Source organism: Clostridium drakei, assembly GCF_000633595.2.
In the GTDB taxonomy this organism is placed as follows: domain Bacteria; phylum Bacillota; class Clostridia; order Clostridiales; family Clostridiaceae; genus Clostridium_AM; species Clostridium_AM drakei.
The window spans coordinates 139,307-156,154 of record NZ_JIBU02000013.1 but is presented as its reverse complement, the minus strand read 5'-3'; the positions used below and the strand labels follow the sequence as shown (position 1 = coordinate 156,154).

The 16,848-nt window shown below is 29.9% G+C and carries 12 protein-coding genes; all 12 read left to right on the top strand.

All coding sequences use genetic code 11. From position 1 onward, the window contains the following. Positions 1-45: 45 nt before the first annotated feature. The 12 genes from EG57_RS0207985 (at position 46) to EG57_RS0207930 (ending at position 16,845) form a co-directional block, all read left to right on the top strand. Positions 46-2,121 carry a PAS domain-containing sensor histidine kinase gene (locus EG57_RS0207985; RefSeq protein WP_108849438.1) on the top strand — a complete coding sequence of 692 codons (2,076 nt, stop codon included), beginning with the start codon at positions 46-48 and terminating at the stop codon, positions 2,119-2,121. Positions 2,122-2,219: 98 nt separating this feature from the next. Continuing rightward, positions 2,220-3,284 (top strand): undecaprenyldiphospho-muramoylpentapeptide beta-N-acetylglucosaminyltransferase, encoded by a 1,065-nt coding sequence (locus EG57_RS0207980; RefSeq protein WP_032076714.1) that lies wholly within the window; start codon positions 2,220-2,222, stop codon positions 3,282-3,284. A 439-nt stretch (positions 3,285-3,723) separates the two neighbouring features. Then, a complete protein-coding gene (gene nifJ, locus EG57_RS0207975; protein ID WP_032076713.1) occupies positions 3,724-7,227 on the top strand; it encodes a pyruvate:ferredoxin (flavodoxin) oxidoreductase in 3,504 nt (1,167 codons plus the stop codon). A 197-nt stretch (positions 7,228-7,424) separates the two neighbouring features. Continuing rightward, on the top strand, positions 7,425-7,799 hold the full coding sequence (locus EG57_RS0207970) for a DUF1292 domain-containing protein (RefSeq protein WP_032076712.1): 375 nt from the start codon (positions 7,425-7,427) through the stop codon (positions 7,797-7,799). 270 nt (positions 7,800-8,069) lie between these two features. Then, positions 8,070-8,711 (top strand): HAD-IB family hydrolase, encoded by a 642-nt coding sequence (locus EG57_RS0207965; RefSeq protein ID WP_032076711.1) that lies wholly within the window; start codon positions 8,070-8,072, stop codon positions 8,709-8,711. A 52-nt stretch (positions 8,712-8,763) separates the two neighbouring features. Further along, a complete protein-coding gene (locus EG57_RS0207960) occupies positions 8,764-9,591 on the top strand; it encodes an aminotransferase class IV (RefSeq protein ID WP_032076710.1) in 828 nt (275 codons plus the stop codon). 275 nt (positions 9,592-9,866) lie between these two features. Then, positions 9,867-11,852 carry a flagellar assembly protein A gene (locus tag EG57_RS0207955; RefSeq protein ID WP_032076709.1) on the top strand — a complete coding sequence of 662 codons (1,986 nt, stop codon included), beginning with the start codon at positions 9,867-9,869 and terminating at the stop codon, positions 11,850-11,852. 71 nt (positions 11,853-11,923) lie between these two features. Beyond that, complete coding sequence (locus EG57_RS0207950) at positions 11,924-12,370, top strand: chemotaxis protein CheW (RefSeq protein ID WP_032076708.1); 447 nt, start codon at positions 11,924-11,926, stop codon at positions 12,368-12,370. Between the two features lie 24 nt (positions 12,371-12,394). Beyond that, a complete protein-coding gene (locus EG57_RS0207945) occupies positions 12,395-12,883 on the top strand; it encodes a chemotaxis protein CheD (RefSeq protein ID WP_032076707.1) in 489 nt (162 codons plus the stop codon). Positions 12,884-12,931: 48 nt separating this feature from the next. Next, complete coding sequence (locus EG57_RS0207940; protein WP_032076706.1) at positions 12,932-14,005, top strand: protein-glutamate methylesterase/protein-glutamine glutaminase; 1,074 nt, start codon at positions 12,932-12,934, stop codon at positions 14,003-14,005. Positions 14,006-14,010: 5 nt separating this feature from the next. Next, on the top strand, positions 14,011-14,778 hold the full coding sequence (locus EG57_RS0207935; protein WP_032076705.1) for a CheR family methyltransferase: 768 nt from the start codon (positions 14,011-14,013) through the stop codon (positions 14,776-14,778). Between the two features lie 12 nt (positions 14,779-14,790). Then, positions 14,791-16,845 (top strand): chemotaxis protein CheA, encoded by a 2,055-nt coding sequence (locus EG57_RS0207930; RefSeq protein ID WP_032076704.1) that lies wholly within the window; start codon positions 14,791-14,793, stop codon positions 16,843-16,845. Positions 16,846-16,848 lie beyond the last annotated feature (3 nt).

The following is a 16,848-nucleotide window of genomic DNA, read 5'->3' as shown; positions in this document are numbered from 1 at the left end:
ATATAATCTAATTTATCATAATTGTGAATTGGGGGAAATTTATTAATGAATAACTCTATAAATGATATATTCAGTGGCAGCAATTTAACGGAAAAACTAGTAGAAGCATTTCCGGATTTTTTGTGTGTAACGAATAAAGATGGGGATATAATTTATATTAACGATAAGGGGAAAAATATTCTACTTAAATATCAAATAAATGATTTTAAAAATTTTTTTGATGCTTCATGTAAGTATAGACTTTCTAAGGGAAATAATAAAAAAGTTGAAAAAAAAGATAATCCATTATACAGAGCTATAAAGAATCAAGAAAATACAAAAAATAGAATTTTAAAGGTTAAATGCAATTCTGAGATTAAAAATATTTCATTAACATGTTTTCCTTTAATAAAAAAAAATAAAGTTGAAGGTGGAATTCTAATATTTGCAAGTACAGTAGAGGATTGTTTGTATAATGCAAAAATTAAGGATGAGAGAAAAAAGTTTTTAGAATTGTCAACGGAATTAAAGACTAAGTGTGACATTATAGAAATATTGCGAAATAGAGAAAAGCAGCATCTTATGCATTTAAAGGATGTTATAAACAATATTTCAGAAGGAATAATGGTTTTTGATACTAATGAAAAATTAAGTTTGTGTAATAAGGCAGTTTTTAAAATACTAAATTTAAAAGTTATACAATTAATAGATGAAAGCGCATTTTCAAAAAAGTATAAAGCAATTTACATTAATGATGAAGGTCAAACTATTGAAAAAACCATTTATGATTATATTAAAGTAAAAAAAGCTATGAGAAATATGATATTTAAAATTGAGGATAGAGTCACTTTTGAAATTAAATATCTAGAATTGAATATATCACCCATATTAAATAAAAAGGATGAAATAATCTATACTATAATGACAATAAAAGACGTTACAGAATCGAGACTTCACCAAATAAATGCAGAAGAGCAAGCTGCTTTTATAAAAGATGTAGTAAATACTGTAGATGTACCTATAGCTGTAGTAGATTATCCAGGTATAAGCTATAGACTTATAAATAAAAAGTATGAACAAATACTTGGGTATAATAATCATATTCTGCTTGATGAAAAGGCTCTAGATTGTGAAAAAGGAAATTTTGAATGTGTTAATGAAAATATATATAAAATATTAAACAATGTAGGAAAAAAGAATAAACCCTATGCTGTTAATCATTATAAAGTAAAAGATGATAAAGGTGAAGAAAGATTTTATAAGATAAAATTCACACCATATAAAAATAAAAATAACAATACTAGAATACACATTTATGGATCTGATATTACAGAAGAGGTAAATCATAATATTGAACTTGAAAAAATAACAAAATTAAAGGATGAATTTTTTACTATAATTTCCCATGAATTAAGGACTCCATTGACCATAATTTATTCATCATTACAGTTAGCTTATGATGTTTATAATAAAGAAATAACTCCAAATATGGATAAAACACTTTCTAGAATCAGTCAAAATTGCAGTAGATTGTTAAAACTTATTAACAATATATTAGATATATCAAAAGCAGAAGCAGGTTTCTTAAGTTTAAATAATACTGATTTTGAAGCAGTCTATGTAAGTGAGGTTATTATAAACTCTTCTAATTCTTATGCTGTAAGTAAAGGTATAGAACTTATTTTTGATACTGATGAAGAAGAAATTAATGTAAGGTTAGATAAAGATAAATATGAAAAGATTTTACTGAATCTTCTTTCCAATGCTATAAAATTTACTCCTGAAGGAAAGAAGATTATAGTAACGCTTAAAAATGAAGAAGAATATTTTTATTTAAGTGTAAAGGATTTTGGTATAGGTATACCTAGTGATAAAATAAATTCTATATTTGATAGATTTTCACAGTTAAATAGTTCATTGACTCGAAGAGCTGAAGGAAGTGGTGTTGGACTCGCTTTAGTAAAAAAAATAATAGAACTTATGGATGGAAAAATTGAAGTGATAAGTGAAGTTGGTAAAGGTACTGAGTTTATAGTGAAATTAAAAAAGGTTAGTAAAAAAGAAAATCATATAAGTAAATATGCCATTTTAACACAAAACATAAATGATAGAATAAATGTGGAATTTTCAGATATAAACTAAGAGCTATAAGCTTGTGGACTAAAGAATATTAAAGTAGTATTATATAAATTAGAAATAAGGGATTATATTATTTGGAATAAGTGTTGGGAGGAAAAGGGTTGAAAAAAATAATAATGACTGGTGGAGGTTCAGCGGGACATGTTACACCAAACCTTGCTTTAGTACCGAAACTAAAAGAACTAGGATATGAAATAAAATATATAGGAACTAAGGATGGTATAGAAAGAAAAATAATTGAACAAGAAAAGATTGATTATTATGCAATATCTAGTGGAAAGCTTAGAAGATATTTTGATATAAAAAACTTTACAGATCCTTTTAAAGTACTAAAAGGAATATGTGAAGCAATATTAATAATGAAAAAAGAAAAACCTAATATAGTGTTTTCAAAGGGTGGATTTGTAGCTGTACCAGTGGTTATAGCAGCTCATCTAAATAAAATTCCAGTTATTGCTCATGAGTCTGATATGACTCCTGGGCTTGCAAACAGACTTTCAGCTCCGTACTGTAATAAAGTATGTGTAACTTTCCCTGAGTCACTGAATAAGGTAAAAGACAATAAAGCAATACTTACAGGAACACCTATAAGGGAAGAACTATTAAATGGAAGTAGAATATTGGGACGTAAAATTTGTGGATTTGGGCAAGAAAAGCCCATACTTTTAATAATAGGGGGAAGTCTTGGATCTAAATTTATTAACGATATCATAAGAAACAATATAGATAAATTCTTAGAAAACTATAATATTGTTCATATATGTGGAAAAGGAAATCTAGATAAAGGATTGATGGAGAAAAAAGGCTATAAGCAATTTGAATACGTAAATGAAGAGTTGCCACATATTATGAATGCAGCAGATATAGTTTTATCAAGAGCAGGTGCTAATGTAATATTTGAGCTTCTAGCCTTAAAAAAGCCTAATATACTAGTTCCACTTTCAAAAAAATCCAGCAGAGGAGATCAAATTTTAAATGCAGCTTCTTTTAAAAAAAGTGGATATAGTGTTGTAATACAAGAGGAAGAACTAAATGAAAATGTTTTAATGGAAAATTTAAGAGAACTATGTAATAATAGAAGTAAGTATATAAATAATATGGAAAATAGTACAGTTAAAAATGGAACTGAAGCTATAATAAATACTATTAAAAAGTACACAAAATGAAAATGTTTAAAAAATATCAAACAGTTAATTAAATATAGAAAAACAGATTTTTAAAGATTGTGTTAGGTCAATGATTTCAGATGATAAGAAAATTAGTACAGTTAAACAATAAATATTTAACAGCAAAAAAAAATTTTAATTAATACTTGAATAAAAGTACCTTTCTATAGTAATATAAAATAAGAGATTGATAATATGTTAAAAAGCTATTTAAATGGAGTTTTACAATAAAATAAATTTGTTGTATAGTAAAAAAGTAGGATTAATAGAAAAATTTAAATATAGTTAAAGAAATAAATACAAATTTCAACTTATTTAGATATATATAAACTAAAAGAAATGACATAATATCATTTATTATGGCTATAATTAATATGCAGAAATTATCTGCATAATCTTTTTATAGATTTAAATATAAGAGAAAGAAGGGAAATTTTTTATGAGAAAAATGAAGACTATGGATGGAAACACAGCTGCAGCTCATATTTCATATGCATTTATCGATGTAGCAGCAATATTCCCTATAACTCCATCATCACCAATGGCTGAACATGTTGATGAATGGGTAGCACAAGGAAGAAAAAATATTTTTGGACAAACTGTAAAGGTTATGGAAATGGAATCAGAAGGTGGCGCAGCAGGCGCTGTTCATGGTTCATTACAAGCAGGTGCATTAACATCTACATATACTGCATCACAAGGTCTTTTACTTATGATACCTAACATGTATAAAATAGCTGGAGAACTTCTACCAGGAGTATTCCACGTATCAGCAAGAGCTCTTGCTACAAATTCACTTAACATATTTGGAGATCATCAAGACGTTATGGCTTGTAGACAAACTGGTTTTGCACTTCTTGCAGAAAGTTCAGTACAACAAGTTATGGATCTTTCAGCTGTTGCTCACTTATCAGCAATAAAAGGAAGAGTTCCATTTTTAAATTTCTTTGATGGATTTAGAACTTCACATGAAGTACAAAAAATTGAAGTTTTAGAATATGATGAGTTAAAACACTTAGTTGATATGGATGCTGTAAGTGCATTTAGAAGAAGAGCATTAAATCCAGATCATCCAGTAACTCGTGGTACTGCTCAAAATGCAGATATATATTTCCAAGAAAGAGAAGTTTCAAATAAATATTATGAAGCAATTCCTGAAATAGTTGAAGGCTACATGGCTGAAATGACTAAAATAACAGGAAGAGAATATCACTTATTCAATTATTATGGAGCACCAGATGCTGATAGAATGATCATAGCAATGGGTTCTGTCTGTGATACAATTGAAGAAACTATTGATTACTTAACAGCTAAGGGTGAAAAAGTTGGTTTATTAACTGTTCACTTATACAGACCATTCTCATTAGATCATTTCTTTAAATATATACCAAAAACTGTAAAGAAAATAGCAGTTCTTGATAGAACTAAGGAACCAGGTTCAATAGGAGAACCATTATTCCTAGATGTTAAAAATGCATTCTACGGAAAAGAAGAAGAACCAGTAATAGTTGGAGGAAGATTTGGATTAGGTTCAAAAGATCCTGTACCAGCTCACATTCTTCCAATATTTGAAAACTTAAAATTAGAAGCTCCAAAGAGCGGATTTACAATTGGTATAGTTGATGATGTAACTAATACTTCATTACCAGTTGGAGAAGATATAGATACAACACCAGAAGGAACTAAGGCTTGTAAGTTCTGGGGTCTTGGATCAGATGGTACTGTTGGAGCAAACAAGAGTGCTATCAAGATTATCGGAGACAAGACAGATATGTATGCTCAAGGATATTTCTTCTATGACTCAAAGAAATCAGGTGGAATAACAGTTTCACACTTAAGATTTGGTAAGACTCCAATCAAGTCACCATACTTAATAAATAAAGCTGATTTCGTAGCTTGTCATAATCAATCATATGTTTATAAATATAACGTATTAGAAGGATTGAAAAAAGGCGGTAAGTTCTTATTAAATACTATCTGGACTCCAGAAGAAGTAGAAGAACATTTACCAGCTTCATATAAGAAATTTATAGCTGAAAATAAAATTGAATTCTATACATTAAATGCTGTTAAAATAGCTCAAGAAATTGGTCTTGGCGGAAGAATAAACATGATAATGCAATCAGCATTCTTCAAACTTTCTAACGTTATTCCAGTTGATGACGCTATCAAATATTTAAAAGATGCAGTTGTAACTTCTTATGGTAAGAAGGGACAAAAAGTTGTTGATATGAACAATGCTGCTATCGATAAGGGTGTTGAATCAATAGTTAAGATAGAAGTTCCAGCTTCATGGGCTAGTATCGTAGAAGAAGCTGCTGCAACTACTGAAATTCCAGAATTCATCAAAAAAATCGTTAACCCAATGAACAGACAAGAAGGAGATAAACTTCCTGTAAGTGCATTCTTAGGAATGGAAGACGGTACATTCCCACAAGGAACTGCTGCTTACGAAAAGAGAGGCGTAGCTATAAGTGTTCCAGAATGGCAAATGGACAAGTGTATACAATGTAACCAATGTGCATTTGTATGTCCACATGCTGCAATAAGACCAATCCTTGCTACTGAAGCAGAAGTTGCTGCTGCACCAGCAGGATTTGAAACTAAGGACGCATCAGGAGCTAAAGGACTTAAATTCCATATGGCAGTATCACCACTTGATTGTTTAGGTTGTGGAAACTGTGCAGATATATGTCCAGCTAAAGAAAAAGCTCTTGTTATGAAGCCTCTTGATACTCAATTAGAGAAGTCTGCTGCATGGGATTATGCTATGACAGTATCGCATAAAGAAAACCCAGCTAAGAAATTCTCTGTAAAGGGAAGCCAATTTGAAAAACCATTACTTGAGTTCTCAGGTTCATGTGCAGGTTGTATGGAAACTTCATATGCTAAAGTTGTAACTCAATTATTTGGTGACAGAATGATGATAGCTAATGCTACTGGATGTTCATCAATCTGGGGAGCATCAGCACCAGCAACTCCATATACTACTAACCACAGAGGACATGGTCCATCATGGGCTAACTCATTATTTGAAGATAATGCTCAATTTGGTCTTGGAATGTTCCTTGGAGTTGAACAATTAAGAGATAAATTAGCTATGAACGTAAAAGAAGTATTAGGCGGAAATGCAAGTGCAGGCTTAAAAGCAGCTCTTCAAGACTGGTTAGACAACATAAATGTTGGAGAAGGTTCAAGAGAAAGAGCTGATAAGGTAATAGCTGCAATCGAAGCTGAAAAGACTGACTGCGGTTTAGTAAAAGAAATATATGAAAATAAAGATTTCTTAGTTAAGAGATCACATTGGATATTTGGTGGAGACGGATGGTCTTATGATATCGGATATGGTGGATTAGATCACGTTTTAGCATCAGGAGAAGATGTAAATGTATTTGTATTTGATACAGAAGTTTACTCAAATACAGGTGGACAATCATCAAAAGCTACTCCAACAGCTGCTATAGCTAAATTTGCAGCTAGTGGTAAGAAGACTAAGAAAAAAGATCTTGGTATGATGGCTATGAGCTATGGTTATGTATATGTAGCACAAGTTTCTATGGGTGCTGATAAGAACCAATTAGTAAAAGCTTTAGCTGAAGCAGAAGCATATCCAGGACCATCATTAGTAATTGGTTACTCACCATGTATCAACCACGGCTTAAAAGCTAGCATGGGTAAGAGCCAATTAGAATCTAAGAAAGCTGTTGATTGTGGATATTGGGCATTATACAGATACAATCCAGCATTAAAAGAAGAAGGAAAGAATCCATTCTCATTGGATTCAAAAGAACCAACTGGAGACTTCAGAGAATTCTTAATGGGCGAAGTAAGATATGCTTCACTTTCTAAACAATTCCCAGAAGCTGCAGAAGCATTATTTGAAAAAACTGAAAGAGATGCTAAGGAAAGACTTGCTGGATACAAAGAACTTGCAGCAAAATAATATAAGAAAAAAAGAAGTGCTTAGGCACTTCTTTTTTTATGGGATAATTGACAGAGAACAATCATCCTTAACTGTACTCTGTCAATTGTACTCTGTCCTCTGAAAAAAATTTATGTCATAAATTAAAAAAATCCTTTTAAAATTCAGCAATTAAGGGTACAATTAGAACATAACATATTTAAGGAGGATTTTTATTTATGGATAAAGAAAATTTACATGACTGCGGTTGTGGCTGTAATGATGAAAGTTGTGGATGCGGAGAACATAGTCATGAACATGAACATGAACATGAACATGATTGTGGCTGCGGCTGTGGAGAACATGAAAGTATAATAGTTGATTTAGAAGATGAAAACGGAAATACAGTTCCATGTGAAGTAGTTGATGGATTTGAATATAAAAATAGTGAATATGCTATAGTACAACATCCAGATAATGGAGCAGTATATTTATTTAAAGTAGTAGGTGAAGGAGAAGAAGGAGAACTTGTAATTCCTGATGATAAGGAATTTGAAGAAGTATCAGCTTACTATGAAGAAATGGTAAAAAATGAAGAAAAAGAACAAGAATAGTTGAATTTAACTAAATATTTTAATGCAACTAAAGCTTGAAAATTTTCATGTATTAGTTAGAAATTTAAATTAGATTAAATAAAGGAAAGCCGCTGCATTATTGCAATGGCTTTCTTTATTAAACCGATTTTTGTGGTTTAAGCAAAATGCGACGCAAAGCTTTGATAGTTAATTATTAACTAAAAAAGTTGCTTCGCAATATTTTTATATTAAGTACGAATTTTTTATATATAGAAAAGTTGAATTACTAACTAGAAGGGTAGTGTTACTTTGGAGAGATTAGCAATTTTTGATGTGGATTATACTTTAACCAAGAGAGAAACTCTTATGGAATTTTATTTGTTTATGCTAAAAAAGGATCCTAAGCTTATAATGCATCTTCCTAAGAGCTTTATATCTGTATTATTTTATGCATTTAAAGTGTTAAATGCAGGCAAAGCAAAGGAAAATTTTATATCATTTATAGATGGAATAGAAGAAGTTAAGATGAAAAGGCTAGTTGAAGAATTTTATAGAACTAGACTAAGTAAAATATTTTATAAAGATGCAATAGATACTATTAAGAAATTAAAAGCTGAAGGTTGTAAAATATATTTAATATCAGCATCGGCAGAGTTTTATTTGGATGAACTATATAATATAAAAGAAGTAGATATGGTTATAGGTACAAGGTTTACCTGTGAAAATGGTAAATACAGAAGAAAAATTGTAGGAGAAAATTGTAAGGGAGAAGAAAAAGTAAAAAGGTTAATGGAAGTTTTGAAGAAAGAAAATGTAGAAGTAGATTTTAAAAATTCATATATGTTTTCGGATTCATTGTCAGATATGCCGCTTTTCAATTTGGTAGGAAACCCATTTCTTATTAATTATAAAAAAGCACATGATAAAATTAAAATATTAAACTGGAAGTAAATATGATATAATAATTGTTATAAAATAAAAATTATTTAATGGAGTGATTTTAATGAGTGAATGCTTTAGCAAATATTTTATATGTAATTCAGAAGTTAAAGAATCTGAAGAATTTGATGATAATATATTGCATAAAGGCAAATCCTTGTATGAAGTTATAAGAATAGTAGATGGAAAACCTTTATTCTTAGATAAGCACTTGGAGAGAATGGATAATTCATCTAGAGTGTCTCAATTAAATTTATGGCTTAGTAAAGACGAAGTAAAAGAAAAAATACTTCAACTAATAAAAATAAATAAAGCTAGGATAGGTAATATAAAATTTCTATTCAATTTTCAACAAGAAAACATAAATATTTTTCTGTGTTATTTTGTTAAGCATCATTATCCTAATTTACAAGATTATGAAAATGGAGTTCATACAATACTTTATCATGGTGAAAGAGAAAATCCTAATGCAAAAATTATAAATGCAGATTTTAGAACTATGGTGGATAAGGAAATAGTAATTGGTAATGCTTTTGAAGCAATACTAGTTGATAGAAATGGATATATAACAGAGGGAAGTAAATCTAATATATTTATGATTAAGGAGAAAAATGTCTTAACAGCACCTCTTAAAGATGTTTTACCAGGAGTTACCAGAAACGTTATAATGAGCTTATGTAAAAAAAATGGTATGGATGTGAAAGAAGAGAAGGTTAGCTGTGATAGTTTGGAAAATTTAGATGCACTATTTATATCAGGAACTTCCCCTAAGGTTCTACCTATAAGATCTATAGATAAAATTAACTTTAAATCTGCAGAAAATGAAGTAGTTTTAAAAATAATGAAAGCTTATGATAAAGCTTTAAAAGATGATATTTCAAATTTCATATAGTAATCGGATAAATTTCTTGCGATATTTAATGTACTGTGAATGAGCTTATACTTTTAAGCTCATTTTATTTAATATTTTGTCATAAAGTACAGAATAAGTATTTTATGTAACTATATGCACATGGTATAATAAGAGCATAAATAATGTTTTTTTATGAAAGAAAATTTAAATAATGTAAACATTAGATAAAGTGATGGGAAAATAAAACGATAATATTAAGAACCTTTTGAAATTTTAAAGAGTTCGGTTTATATGTAATATGGGGGGGAAGATCAATGAAAAAAGTATATGAGGAATCTTCTTTAGAGAAGTGCATAAAAAAGGCTTGTGAAGAATTTTCTGTGAATACAGAACAATTAAAGTTTAAAGTTTTAGATGAAAAGAAATATTTATTTAGAAAAAGGGTGACTGTAGAGATAGAATTGCCTGATGATATAAAAATTGAAGGCAGTAAGCAAGATGAGGAAGATAAAGAAACTGAAAATGATAATGAAAATTTAATTATAGATGAAAACGATGGTATTGTAAAAATAGTAGATGGTAAGATAGTTGTTAAAAATCCTAAAGAAAATGGATCACCTGCTTCTATAGCAGCAAGCGATAGTATAAAGGTGTTTATAGATGGTGAACAAGTTAGAGGGAAAAAAGAAGTTTTTGTGGAAAGTAAAATAGAAGTTTTTTTTGAAGAAAGTAAAGCTCAAAGACAATTAAAAATTAGTTTATCTGACGATGCAATGGAAGCTTATGCGACGATTATATATAAACCTGAAAATATTTATAAGTTAAAAGATATATCAGAAACTACAATGGCAGTTTTAAAAGCAGAAGTTATTAAGAGAAATTCTCCTCCTAGATATAACATTGAAGAACTTAAGCAAGAGTTATCCAATAATAATGTAGTATATGGTATAATAGAAGAAAATTTAAAATCCTGCGTAGAAAATCCTTGTAAAAATTTTGTAGTTGCTAGAGGTCAACAAGTAGAGAATGGAAAAAACGATTTTGTAGAAATAAAATTTAATACTGATGAAGATTTAAAAAAATTAAAAGAAGATAAAGTTGGAAACATAGATTTTAAAAGTATAGGTTCTGTAGCAGCAGTAGAAAAAGGGGATTTAATAGGAGAAATACATTCCGGAGATGAAGGTAAAGATGGCTGTGATGTCAATGGAAGAATTAAAAAACATAAACCAGGAAAAAAATTAAAGATAAAGGTAGGAGAAGGATGTACAAGTAGTGAAAATTTGATATTTGCAGCTATAGCAGGTAAGCCGTGTATAAAAAATAATGCTTTTTATGTTTATCCAATTCATGAAGTTAGAAGTGATGTAGATTTAAAGACAGGAAACATAAAGTTTATGGGAGACATAATTATATATGGTAGTGTAAAAGAAGGTATGAAGGTAGAATGTGGAAACTCATTAGCTATAGAAAAGGATGTTGAAAGAGCTAATATAAGATCAAATGGAGATATAAATGTTAAGGGAAATGTAATTGCTGCTGAAATATTTGCTGGTGGAGAAGATGTAAGCAAGCTTAAAACTATAAAGGATTTAGAGAGTTTTAAAGAAACATTAAGTAATTTAGTATCAGCAGTGGAAGAAATAAAAAAGTTCAATCTTCTAGGACCAGATAAGAAGGATGGAGAGATAATAAAAATTCTCATAGAAAATAAGTTTAAGACATTTTCAAGATTGTGCATAAATGTTATTGCAGATTTAAATAGCCAATTGAATAATTATGAAGAAGAAAATTTAGTAAAGCTTATAAAAACAAAGTTAATAGGAATAGCTCCTATTGGTATACAACATTATTCAATATTATACAAGATAGTAGAAGCTGTAGAAGAAAAGCTAATAGGTTTTCAAAATGACCTATCCATACCTGTGAATATAAAGTTATCTTACTGTCAGGATTCAAACGTGCAAAGTTCAGGTGATGTTGTTATATCTGGAAAGGGTGAGTATATATCTAATATTATAGCAAATGGAAATATATATTTTATGCAGGAGAGAAGTGTGGCCAGAGGCGGAAGTTTAAATGCTAAAAATGAAATTAAATGTAGAATAGTTGGAAGTACAGCAGGTGTGTCTACAAAATTAAAAGTTGAAAAAGATGGACACATATGGATTGATGAAGCTTATCAAAATACAGTGCTTTTAGTAGGAAACAGGGAATATGTACTGGATATGCCAAGTAGAGGACTGCATGCATATTTAGACAGTAGTGGTGACATAATTGTAGACAAGCTAAAACTGTAATTGAATAATTTAAGCGCATATTTTGTAAAGTTTTAAACTGTATTTAGCAAAGTGAGAAGGAGTTGTGAAAAATGGACAGTAAAGAAGCTAAAATATTGATATTTAACATAAATGGAGAAGACTATGCTACAGATATTATGGAAGTTGAAAGAATTTTGGGATATGAACAACCAACTAAGCTTCCTGATTCTCCAGACTTTGTAGAAGGAGTGATAAATTATCAAGGTGATGTATTACCAGTGATTTCCTTAGCTAAAAGGTTTAATTTGAAAAAAGAAGAAAAGAAAAATGATGCTAAAATAATAGTGTCAAAGCAAGAAGACAATAAATTTGGAGTGATAGTCGATGTAGTATCAGAAGTGAGAAATATAAATGAAAGTGAAATAGAAGCTCCACCTGAAATAGCAGTAGGAATTTCAAAGAGATACATAAAAGGTCTAGTAAAAATACAAGGAAGAATAATTATATTCTTAAACCTTGCAAGCATATTGACAGAAGATGAAAAAAAGCTTATTTAATTTATAAATGAAAGGTGCATATATATGGAGATAAAAGAGATAAAAGTAGGAATTGCAGATTTAAATACAGCTTTTTCTCCTGACAGAATAATAACTGTGGGATTGGGTTCTTGTATAGGAATAGCTATGTATGATAATACAAAATCATTAGGTGGACTTGCTCATATAATGCTTCCAGATAGTACTCAATTTAATAATGTAACAAATCCGCTGAAATTTGCTAATTTAGCAGTTCCTATATTAATAGAAAAACTGGAAAAGCTAGGAGCATCAAGAAGAAACCTTAAGGCTAAAATAGCTGGAGGAGCTTCTATGTTTAACTTTTCAGATAAAAGCATGATAATGGATATTGGAAATAGAAATGGTATAGCAGTAAAAAACGCTTTGAAAGAGTATTCAATACCTATATTAGGAGAAGATATCGGGGGCAATAAAGGTAGAACCATGATACTTGATACTAGTAATGGAGATGTAAAAATAAAAACAGTAGGAATGGGAATAAGGGAACTTTAATTTGATGGTAAAAATATGCCATAGGCTTAAGTAAAAAGAGGTGGTAGTTTGAATAAGATTAAAGTTTTGGTTGTAGATGATTCTGCTTTGATGAGAAAATTTATATCAGATATGATAAATGAACAATATGACATGGAAACTATGGATATTGCAAGAAATGGAGAAGATTTACTGATTAAATTATCAAAAGGTAGTGTGCCTGATGTTATAACATTAGACCTTGAAATGCCTAAAATAGATGGGATTACTGTTTTAAAGGAATTAAAAAAAAGGAACATAAACGTGCCAGTAATAGTTTTAAGCAGTATTTCAAAAAGAGGTCCTGAACTTACTATGGATTGTCTTGCAGCAGGAGCATTTGATTTTATACCCAAACCTTCTGGACAAATATCTCTTGATATAGATAAAATAAAAAATGAACTGATTGAAAAAATAAGATTGGCATTAAAAAAGGGGTTGCCAAAAAGTAAAATGATTAATGAAAATATACAAGTTGAAAATAAAATTGAAACAAAAATAGAATATAATAATTTAAGAAGTAGATCAGATAAAATTGAAGCAGTAGTTATAGGAGCATCTACTGGAGGACCAAAGGCAATATATACAGTAATTACAGCTTTGCCAGAAAGTTTAGGAGTTCCTGTATTTGTTGTTCAGCACATGCCTGTGGGATTTACTAAAGCTTTTTCAGAAAGACTTGATTCAAATAGTAAAATACACGTTGTAGAAGCATCAGAAGGTATGAATGTAAAAAAAGATATAGTATATGTAGCTCCAGGAGGATTTCATATGGAGGTAGGAGCAGATTATAAAATACATTTAAATACAGAACCTCCTATATGGGGAGTACGCCCAGCAGTAGATAAATTATTTATTTCTGCATCAAAAGTATACGGTTCTCAAATTATGAGTGTAGTACTTACAGGAATGGGAAAAGATGGTGCTGATGGAACTGTAGAAATAAAAAAAAGGGGAGGTATAACTGTAGCTGAAGACAAGTCAACTTGTACTATATATGGTATGCCTAAAGCAGCTTATGAAACAGGTATGGTTGATATAGTACTACCAATAGATAATGTAGCACATGAAATAATAACAGTAGTATCAGGAAATAGGAGGTAGATTTTATGGATATGAGCTATTTTGAAAAATGGGTACTTAAAGAATTTAGTATAAACCTATCTGCCTATAAATCAAACCAGCTTCATAGAAGAATAAACAGTTTAATGTCAAGAGTAGGAGCAAGTTCTATAGAACAATATATAGAAATGCTAAAAAAAGATCCAGAACAAAAACAAAAGTTTTTAGACTTTATAACCATAAATGTTTCAGAATTTTTTAGGAATCCCGAAATATTTGAAGAACTTAGGGACAAGCTTAAAAGTGAACTTTTAAAAAACAGCAGTTCTTTAAAAATATGGAGTGCAGCATGTTCCATAGGTGCAGAACCTTATTCTATAGCAATGTATTTAGATGAAATTTCACCTACAGGAAGACATAAAATAATAGCGACAGATATAGATAATACTATAATTGAAAGAGCTAAAAGAGGCGAATACATAGAAGCAGAAATAAAAAATGTAAAAAAGCAATATTTGGATAAATATTTTACGAATCAAGGCGATAAATATATTATGAGCTCTAAAATAAAAAATATGGTAACTTTTAAAAAGCATGATTTAATACTTGAAAACTATGATAGAGACTTTGATTTAATTGTATGTAGAAATGTGGTAATATATTTTAATCAAGATATAAAGGACAAAATATATAAAAAATTTAGTGAATCGTTAAAAAAAGGTGGACTACTATTTGTGGGAGCAACTGAAAGTATATATAATTATAGAGATTATGGATTTGAAAAGGCTTCTACATTTATATATAGAAAGCTGTAAGGAGGGGATAAAATGGACACTTCACAATATATGTCTATGTTTCTTGAAGAATCTATGGACAACTTACAAACATTAAATGAATCATTACTTCAACTTGAACAGGAGCCAGAGAATATAGATAAATTAAATGAGATATTTAGAGTTGCTCATACAATAAAAGGTATGGCTGCTACTATGGGCTTTAATGAAATGGCAGAGCTTACTCATAAAATGGAGGATGTGCTATCAGAATTTAGGGAAGGAAAGCTTAAGGTTACTCAAAAAGTTGTAACTGTGTTGTTTAAATGTCTTGACACTTTGGAACAAATGGTTAACAATATATCTGATGGAGTTGAAGATGAAGTTTCAATTGTTGATATAATGAATGAGCTTGAAACGATTAAAGAATTTGCAGATGAAAATCCACAAATGGAAGGCAAAACTGAAGAACCTGTAAAAGAAGATAGTGCAGCAGGCAAAAAAATTAATATAGAACTAAATGAATATGATATTAATGTAGTAAAGCAAGCAGAAGATAAGGGATTTGGGTGTTATCAGATAAAAATATTCCTAAGTGAAAATACACTTTTAAAATCTGCTAGAGCTTTCCTTGTATTTAAAAATCTTGAGGATTTTGGAGAAATAATAAAATCTGTACCAAGTACAGAAGAGATAGAAAATGAAAATTTTGACTTTGAAATAGACCTAATACTTTTATCTACTAAGGAAAAAGATGATATAAGTATTAGCTTGATGAATATATCAGAGGTGGATAAAGTTACTATCGATGATGTGGATGTAAAACAGGAAAAAGCAAAGAGAATAGAAGAAAAATCTAAAGATGATGAGGTAAAGGCTAAAGCGCATGAACAGAAACCTGCAATACAGCCAAAACCAGCAGCAACAAATACACCAGCAAAGAGTGCAAAAGCACCTCATAAAGAAGCAGCACATAAAAAGGCTCACCAATCTGTAAGAGTAGATCTTGAAAGATTGGATAAGTTTATGAATATGGTTTCAGAACTTGTTATTCATAGAACAAGGTTAGAGCAAATAAGTAGTAATTATAAATTGAATGATTTAAATGAAACTTTAGAGCAGGTAGCTAGAACCACATCAGATCTTCAAGATTTAGTTATGAAGATCAGAATGCTTCCAGTGGATACTGTGTTTAATAGATTCCCAAGAATGATAAGAGATCTTTCTGTAGAATTAGACAAGGAAATGGAACTTATTATACAGGGTTCAGAAACTGAATTAGATAGAACTGTAATAGATGAAATTGGAGAACCTTTGATTCATTTATTAAGAAATGCAGCAGATCATGGTGTTGAACCAAAAGAAGAGAGATTAGCTAAAGGTAAGAGTGAAGTTGGAAAAATAAAACTTATAGCTTATCAAGAAGGAACTAAAGCTGTAATAAAGGTAGAAGATGATGGATCTGGAGTACCTGTAGATAAAGTAAAAGCTAAAGCAGAAAGATTAGGAATAAATACAGAAGGTATGTCTGACAATGATATAAGAAACTTAATCTTTATGCAGGGCTTTAGTACTAATGAGCAGGTTACGGATATTTCTGGTAGAGGAGTTGGTATGGATGTAGTAAAAACTAAAATATCGGCTCTTGGTGGTACCGTAGACTTAATAAGTGAAAAAGATAAAGGGTCATCCTTTATAATAAGGCTTCCATTAACTCTTCAAATAATTCAAGCTTTACTTGTTAAGGTTGGAACTGAAACTATGGCTATATCATTAGGATACATAGATAGGGTTATAGATTATAGTGATGATTTAGTTAAAATGACTAACAATAAAGAAGTTATAATACACAATGGCAATGTAATACCTCTTGTAAGGTTAAGTAATAGACTTAACTTATCTAAAGAGGATACTGCTAAAAACTATATAGTAATAGTAAATGTTGGAGAAAAAACTGTAGGACTCATGGTAGATGGATTGTTTGGACAAAAGGAAATAGTTATAAAACCTCTTGGAAAAACACTTCAAGGATTAAAAGAATATATAGGAGCAACAATACTTGGAGACGGGTTAGTAACATTAATACTAGACGTTGCTGCTTTAGTGTAGGGA

What these genes read in the sequence shown, in the direction of transcription:
- nifJ (WP_032076713.1), top strand. Translation starts at nt 3,724, where the DNA reads ATGAGAAAAATGAAGACTATGGATGGAAACACAGCTGCAGCTCATATT.
- EG57_RS0207935 (WP_032076705.1), top strand. Translation starts at nt 14,011, where the DNA reads ATGGATATGAGCTATTTTGAAAAATGGGTACTTAAAGAATTTAGTATA.
- EG57_RS0207950 (WP_032076708.1), top strand. Translation starts at nt 11,924, where the DNA reads ATGGACAGTAAAGAAGCTAAAATATTGATATTTAACATAAATGGAGAA.
- EG57_RS0207955 (WP_032076709.1), top strand. Translation starts at nt 9,867, where the DNA reads ATGAAAAAAGTATATGAGGAATCTTCTTTAGAGAAGTGCATAAAAAAG.
- EG57_RS0207960 (WP_032076710.1), top strand. Translation starts at nt 8,764, where the DNA reads ATGAGTGAATGCTTTAGCAAATATTTTATATGTAATTCAGAAGTTAAA.
- EG57_RS0207945 (WP_032076707.1), top strand. Translation starts at nt 12,395, where the DNA reads ATGGAGATAAAAGAGATAAAAGTAGGAATTGCAGATTTAAATACAGCT.
- EG57_RS0207985 (WP_108849438.1), top strand. Translation starts at nt 46, where the DNA reads ATGAATAACTCTATAAATGATATATTCAGTGGCAGCAATTTAACGGAA.
- EG57_RS0207970 (WP_032076712.1), top strand. Translation starts at nt 7,425, where the DNA reads ATGGATAAAGAAAATTTACATGACTGCGGTTGTGGCTGTAATGATGAA.
- EG57_RS0207930 (WP_032076704.1), top strand. Translation starts at nt 14,791, where the DNA reads ATGGACACTTCACAATATATGTCTATGTTTCTTGAAGAATCTATGGAC.